Raw genomic sequence first — 6,284 nt, 5'->3', positions numbered from 1 at the left:
TGCTTCATCCTCACCGCTGGCCCCGTCCTTTTGCAAGCTCAAAAGCTCATGGGCTGCCGCGGACAATAATTGATCCAGGATCGGATTGTTGAGCGACGCAGCTTCGTCGGCCAGTTGACGAATTTGAGCAACGAGCGAAGGCAGCTTGGCGRGTCTTGAGCTTGGCATGACTGACGCCCGCTACGGCCGGCTCCGGACAGAGCAAGGCGATTAGGATGCAAARCTCAGAGTACATGCAGGAGTAAACAAACTCTTACCGCCTTGTTCGGACATCATTTTCTCGATTTCAGCAGGGCTGATGAATTGGTCCCGGAACCAGGGGAAACGGGCTGGATCAAATGAGGAGATGATCCAATCAATGGTGCGCCGGACGTGAGCAAGCTCCCCTGAGGCAGGATGATACGCAAGCCAGATGTCACGCTCYAGGACGAAGTCYTGTGCGACGTGTACCAGGCCGCGAGAGACAACCGGCACGTAGGTGGGAAAGGCGGATACGCCATGATGGCTTAGCGCKGCTATGAACTGAGCAGAGCTAGAGTTCACGCGCAAGCTGACGAAGCGGCGCTTATCCGTCGAMGTCATCTTCTCCTTGACTTCCTCGCTGCGGATCTGAGGCCCGACGATTTCGATGAGGTGAAACTTGTCGATGTCGCATTTGCTTGCGGGCGCGCCGTGCTTCGCGATGTAGCCCTCCGATGCATACAGAACCACGTGCAATTTTCCGATCTTTCGGACTATCAGCTCCGGGTCAGTTGGTTTTTCCAGTTGAATCGCGAGGTCGACATCAAGCTCGGAAATCTTCGGCAGCTCCATGGAACAACGCAAATCAAACTGAATATCTGGATGCTTGCCGCGCAAATCGTTGAACATYGGCGTAAGCCAGAATACGCCCAGCCCTTCGGTGATGCCGACGCGAACAACGGAGCGAAGCTCGGGTTGCCGSCGATTGGAAAAAGCKGCGAATGCTCGGGCCTGACGCTGCACACTTTTCGCCACGGTGGTCAGGCGCTCTCCGGTCTCGGTCAGAGTGAGCCCGGTCGGCTGCCGGTGGAATAGAATCGCCCCGATCTGATTCTCAAGTTCTTTGAGGCGATTCCTGACGAAACTATGKGTGTGGCCCGTATCTATGCAGGCCGCACGAATGCTTTTGCATTCTGCAACCTTCAAGAAAATTCTGATGTCGTCCCAGTTGAAGCTCATTTCGCCGTGCATGCCAGGGTGTGCAATTTCAGAGCTAACGTGCGTCATTTCAAATCTATCCCCGCCCCCGAATTTTCGGATTAACCTTTGGGTTGTTGCGTACCCAGTTCCTCGTATCCAGAAGGATTTGCGTTATGGGAATTAGCTACTCAAAGGAGCACTTCAATATTGCGCCAGCCCCGCGCAATTTTCGCTCACTCGACTACACACGCTACGGACGCGGATTCGTTACCTTCACGCCGCAGAACGACATCATCTGTCATTCATTGGAAATGGCAAGCAAGGATATTCCTGGTATCGCTGAGACAAAGACTGTTCTCGCGGTCTTCAAGCACAATCCCGATACGTTCGTTGCCTTCGCCCGAGAGCACGTCGTGTGTCGGAACCAGGCGCCGGTGGGCATGCTCGCGCATCTCCCGCTGACGCAGGAAGGCGTCCTGGCGTTGTTCACCGGCGAGCTGRATACGGCGSAGCCGGCCCTAAARTTCATCTGYAAGCCGCATCAGCGGCCCGSCGCYCTRTACTTCTGGTTCATCCATATTCCGGCCGAGCTTGGGCATGGCGGCGGCATGTCGCTCGTCATGGAAAGAATGACCAGCGACAAGAACCGCGACCTGCCAATTTTCTGCAAGGCTGCAAACGCCAAGGCRAARGCGCTTTTCGAGAGCATGGGATTCTCGCAGGGCGCGACCTACGAGATGTTGCACTCCCGCGAGCTGATGAGCTGCGCCGTCCCGGATCCAGCGGCCAAYCGCAAGCCCTACGACAATTTCCTCCCCGGCCGGCATGCCGGAACYAGGAGGACTTCGGTCTCGGTCGTGCATTCGCTCGACGATCTGCTGAAATGCATCGCCATTCGCGGAGCAGCCTATGTCGAGGAGCGCTCCATCCCCTATGCCGAGGATGTCGATGGCAAYGATTTCACYGCCACTCACTTGCTYGGCTTCGTCGGGGAYGAGCCGGCCGGCTGCATTCGGATCCGCTATTTCGCGGATTTCATCAAGCTCGAGCGTCTGGCCGTGCTGCCCCGCTGCCGTGGCGGCSTTGCCCTCGATCTCATTCGCGCCGCGATCGCCTTCGGCAAGGCCAAGGGGTATCGGCGCTTCTACGGTCAAGCCGCCGCGCCCGTTCTCAAGCTCTGGGAGCATTTCGGGTTCGAGCGYCGCTYGGGGCCGGGGCTGAGCTATCTGACCGACGAGGTCTATTACGAGATCGACCTTGTTACCGAGRCGCCTACCGAGCAACTGTCGCAYCTCTCCGGCGCCAACGTCCTGATWCGGCCGGAGGGCCAATGGGATCGACCAGGCCCCTTGGAGGCGGCTGCGCCCAAATCTGCGGTCKTCGATGACGTAGCCCTCGCCGTGGCCGGCTCGACCGAATTCGTTCCCGCTCCTCAGATGCGGACMATGCGGCCGGATCGCGACATCCCCGGTTGCGTGAATCCGTTCTACGGCGAGTCGCCGGATTGCAGCGAGAAYTCGTGGCCGCCCTTGATTTACGGCGACATCAGGAGATGAACATCCATGGTTGACGCCCGTCCCGTGTTTTCGGATCGCTCGATTTGCGATCCGATCGACGTCCTCATCACCCGAGTCGATGTCCTGATCCAGGATGCGTCGAAGATCGACCCGGTCAGCGCAGCTCTATTGGGTCTRGCCAAAGTCGAGCTCATCAAGGGGAAGGCTCTCAAGGCCGGCGCGATTGCCGAGTTCAAGCCTCCCCCGTCCGGACGATAAACCCACTCTGCTTCCCCGGCACATCTCCGGGGAAGCGCTCCCCAACCCGAAACGCTCCAAAGGAGACTGACATGCGACTTCCGATCGATGTTGCGCGGTTTGCCGGCGCTTGGCGTTGGCTGGTGGCATCGAATTCTGTTTTCCTGGGCGCAGAACTGGCGTTGCTCCTTGGTATCGATCCAACTGAGGGGCGCGCCGGCGTCAAACCGGAGCGCATCGCCCAGTTGATCCACCCGGATGATCGGGCTTCCTATGTCGAGGCGGTTGAGCGAGCCTCGTTCTATGGTGGCGATATCAGCCTCAGTTATCGCGTCATGAGCTCTGAGGCGCTTCACCGTATCGAAATCGCGGGAAGCTGTGTGCGGGCTGGGCGGGGCGGGCGCCCTCTGGAATATCTCGGCGGCGCTCACGTCTGGGAGCAGCCCGACGAGCACCCTCTTGCGATGGCCGCAGACCATTTGCTGRATGCGGCCCAGCTTGTGCGAGGGGCCGGCGGAAAATCGCTCTCCCTCTTCATCGACATGGCTCTGAYGGAGATGGCCACCCGTCTAGCGTCGAGRGAGAAGATACCACCAAAGCCGTGCCCGCGGATTTCCGTCGTTCGGTGAGAGTCTTCACCGGCCGGGCTCAGATCGCCTCCTACTTTGCAGCGAGMCGTCTTGYTGTTTGACCAGGGACGACGCTTCGGGGCTTTCGTCGATCAGCGGCCGGACGCCCTGATCGCGATGCTGCACCAACTCGCGCCCTTTACGGAGTGGTTCTCGAATGCGGTTCGGGCAMATTGCCKARACCCCAGATTTCTCCAAACCCWAAGCAGGTGATAGCTCCCCTTGAGGGCTGGTYCGTTGGGCAACCCGTCACGCGGGGAACGCTCCGTTGCTTAACGCGTACAACTGACCGCTTTCGACCCATTGCCAACCTCGAGAATGCCYGCTTCTCTAATCGGGCRGTTGGGTCAAGCTCGGATTGCACCTCTGTGCCGGGGCTCGTYCACGCGGGYCACGCTTCTCTTCGCAGTCTGGTGGCTTCTGTCGAGCGAAGGCGCTGCACGCATGCATCAGATTGGGTCTGGAGAGCCTCGCTGTTGGACGCGCTGAGAGCGCAGCAGACATTTTCGGCTTCATCCATCGCGTCGTCCGCGTGGGACGATCCCGGTCGGGATCGGTGTGAGCTGTGATCAGGTCATGCCGTTGCCTCCGATCCCAGGCGGAAGTCGGTACCGTCGGCCCACATGCGATGGAGCACGACGGCGATCTTGCGCGCGACCGCCACGATGGCGCGCCGGCGGCCCTTGGTCTTCATCAGCCGCACACCCCACGCCTTGAGACTCGACCAGGTGATCGAGCGCATCAACATGGCGTTCGCCGCTTGCCTGGGCTGTGCTCGACGGCAGCAAGCCGTTCCGCGATTGGACCGGCTGGCGGCTTGAAGTGAGCCCGGTATGCTGGAGTGGTCTTGGCAATTAGCGCAGAGGTGCAAACAAGCGCCCCCAAAACGAAGGCCCATACGGCACAACGAAAGCCACGATGTCTCACCTCCGCCCCCGGAAACATAAGAGATAGTCTTATCTGCCTGCTGCGCTGAAACGTCGCAAGCTAAAGCAAGCTGAGGTCCGCTTCCGCGCCAGATCCACAGCAACCGTTCGGCTCAGAACGAAAAAGGCCCGGCACCACGCGAGCGGGCCGGGCCTGATGAATTAGCGGGAGCTACAGGGCAGCCGCCCGGCCTATCCACTGTCTCCCGCTCGCTGGAGGACGGAACTCCGCTCCACTATGAGGACGCGCTAACGAGGTGCGAGGACTAATCCGCGGAACAAKGCTTCGCAGCCGCGATTTCTCACGGATGAAACGGACCGAGCCTCCTCTCGAATTCTGGATCTGGCTGGCAGTCGCCGCAATCCTGGTCATTTTGGCAATCTATGCCGCCATGACACCGGCAATCGTCCTGACGCCTCGACCGCCTGTCGACGTCGGTTGATGTACCGTTCTGGCAGCCGCGGGATTCAATCCTCAGACAATCCCGCCTCGCCTTGGCCATTCGATGAGCTGCGGGTCACGCCATATTCGCTCGAAGCTCTTCGCTTGCCATCGAGGTCGTAGCCCGTCGCGGCCAAACCGCGGCGCAGGAGCTCCCTGATCGCCGCGGCACGGCTGGGCATCCGATTGTCAAAACGGAAATCCTCCAGAGCCTGCAGCTCTTCCTGATCGATCATGATCTGAAGGCGCTCACCGCGCGCCAGTTCATTGCCCTTCCCGGTGGTCTCTGTCATGGCGGTTACTCATTCACCCCAACAGTCGTTCTATGGGTAAAATGCGCCACATGCCATTTTGTTTCAAGAAACTTGTTTGGAGGATCTTTCTCGGTCGAGCCTGAATGAGCGGGTTAACATGCTGATTAATCTGGTTTTTTCTGGATCGCGCCCGACGGGCGGGGTAGCCTGCTGGAATTGACTTCCTGCATTTGAGTCACGCGGAGATCGATCCCGGAGTTTGGAGCGGACATGAAACCGACAGTCGAGTCCTACACGGTCGCATTGCCTTGGTATGAGCGAGAGGACTTCGATACTCTTTGGGATCTCGCTCAGGATCAGGACGAGATGCCGCGCGATTATGAGGCCTGGCATGCCAATGCCATAGCCGTGATGAACGCTTGGCTGGCCCGGGGACGAGCGCTTCRGATTGTCACTGTTCGCCCCGAGGAATTCATGGCGTGGCTAGCTGAACGTGGTCTTCCCAACACCGCGGCGACGCGCCGCCAATACGTTGAGGACAGGGCCACCCGAGACCATCAGGCAGCTTGAAACGAAAATTGCCCGGCCCCGGCCGAAGCGAGACCGGGCAGTGCTTGATGGCGCCCTCAGGCCAAGGCATCCTGTCGAATGTGTAGCAAGACATTTTGCTTGAGGTCTTCCTCGTCGAGCGCGATCGGCGCAAATCCCGCGACGAGATAGGCAATCCTCCGCCGCTCCTTATCGTGCTCCTGCTCGGGAATAGTCGACTTCACCTCGCTCCATACAGCTTCCAACGCGGCATAAGCCCGGGCGAGATCCGCCGGGTCCGTCAACGATGAAAAAGGCATGGCTCCTTCCCCAAAAATTGGAGTTGCAATGAAAAATCTAGGTGCGACGGCGCCGCTCGCAAGCGGGGTACCAGACAAAAAAATGGCCCCGCCAGCCGAAGCTGACGGGGCAATTTGATGTCCGCTAACGACCCTCTCTGGACATTGGGAGCGTCCGCTTGCGGACTGCGGACGGCTCCGCCCATGACAGGATCAAGCTCTGTGCCGCACCGCAATACGTCAGTGTAGCACTCAAGCGTATTCGGGCCGACGCGGGGTGAAGAGTGAAGA

Annotated in this window: 8 protein-coding genes; 4 read left to right on the top strand and 4 right to left on the bottom strand. The window is 59.4% G+C overall.

From position 1 onward, the window contains the following. Positions 1-210 precede the first annotated feature (210 nt). Positions 211-1,248: a LysR family transcriptional regulator gene (locus AB4Y99_RS24300; RefSeq protein ID WP_441525123.1), complete on the bottom strand. Its 1,038-nt coding sequence runs from the start codon at positions 1,246-1,248 to the stop codon at positions 211-213. 86 nt (positions 1,249-1,334) lie between these two features. Here AB4Y99_RS24300 and AB4Y99_RS24295 point away from each other — a divergent pair, with 86 nt between their 5' ends. The 3 genes from AB4Y99_RS24295 (at position 1,335) to AB4Y99_RS24285 (ending at position 3,544) form a co-directional block, all read left to right on the top strand. Next, positions 1,335-2,717, top strand: a complete 1,383-nt coding sequence (locus tag AB4Y99_RS24295; protein ID WP_441525122.1) for a GNAT family N-acetyltransferase — start codon at positions 1,335-1,337, stop codon at positions 2,715-2,717. Positions 2,718-2,723: 6 nt separating this feature from the next. Continuing rightward, a complete protein-coding gene (locus AB4Y99_RS24290) occupies positions 2,724-2,936 on the top strand; it encodes a hypothetical protein (protein ID WP_038366476.1) in 213 nt (70 codons plus the stop codon). 71 nt (positions 2,937-3,007) lie between these two features. Further along, positions 3,008-3,544 carry a PAS domain-containing protein gene (locus AB4Y99_RS24285; RefSeq protein ID WP_441525121.1) on the top strand — a complete coding sequence of 179 codons (537 nt, stop codon included), beginning with the start codon at positions 3,008-3,010 and terminating at the stop codon, positions 3,542-3,544. A gap of 574 nt (positions 3,545-4,118) precedes the next feature. On the opposite strand, the gene AB4Y99_RS24280 is transcribed toward AB4Y99_RS24285, so the two are convergent. Together AB4Y99_RS24280 and AB4Y99_RS24275 are read right to left on the bottom strand one after the other, a co-directional pair. After that, positions 4,119-4,292, bottom strand: coding sequence for a hypothetical protein (locus AB4Y99_RS24280; protein WP_441525120.1), 174 nt, complete (start codon positions 4,290-4,292; stop codon positions 4,119-4,121). A 646-nt stretch (positions 4,293-4,938) separates the two neighbouring features. Further along, positions 4,939-5,205 carry a hypothetical protein gene (locus AB4Y99_RS24275; protein ID WP_113254286.1) on the bottom strand — a complete coding sequence of 89 codons (267 nt, stop codon included), beginning with the start codon at positions 5,203-5,205 and terminating at the stop codon, positions 4,939-4,941. A gap of 231 nt (positions 5,206-5,436) precedes the next feature. Here AB4Y99_RS24275 and AB4Y99_RS24270 point away from each other — a divergent pair, with 231 nt between their 5' ends. Continuing rightward, on the top strand, positions 5,437-5,736 hold the full coding sequence (locus tag AB4Y99_RS24270; protein ID WP_441525119.1) for a hypothetical protein: 300 nt from the start codon (positions 5,437-5,439) through the stop codon (positions 5,734-5,736). 56 nt (positions 5,737-5,792) lie between these two features. Here the strand turns inward: AB4Y99_RS24270 and AB4Y99_RS24265 are convergent, their stop codons facing one another. Continuing rightward, entirely contained in the window at positions 5,793-6,014 is a 222-nt protein-coding gene (locus AB4Y99_RS24265) for a hypothetical protein (protein WP_441525118.1), read from the bottom strand. Between the last annotated feature and the right edge of the window lie 270 nt (positions 6,015-6,284).

It is taken from the genome of Allobosea sp. TAB14 (assembly GCF_052113865.1).
GTDB classification, from domain to species: domain Bacteria; phylum Pseudomonadota; class Alphaproteobacteria; order Rhizobiales; family Beijerinckiaceae; genus Allobosea; species Allobosea spartocytisi.
Note: the sequence above shows the minus strand (reverse complement) of the source record. Positions and strands in the feature narration are given on the sequence as shown.

What these genes read in the sequence shown, in the direction of transcription:
- AB4Y99_RS24280 (WP_441525120.1), bottom strand. Translation starts at nt 4,292, where the DNA reads ATGTTGATGCGCTCGATCACCTGGTCGAGTCTCAAGGCGTGGGGTGTG.
- AB4Y99_RS24275 (WP_113254286.1), bottom strand. Translation starts at nt 5,205, where the DNA reads ATGACAGAGACCACCGGGAAGGGCAATGAACTGGCGCGCGGTGAGCGC.
- AB4Y99_RS24265 (WP_441525118.1), bottom strand. Translation starts at nt 6,014, where the DNA reads ATGCCTTTTTCATCGTTGACGGACCCGGCGGATCTCGCCCGGGCTTAT.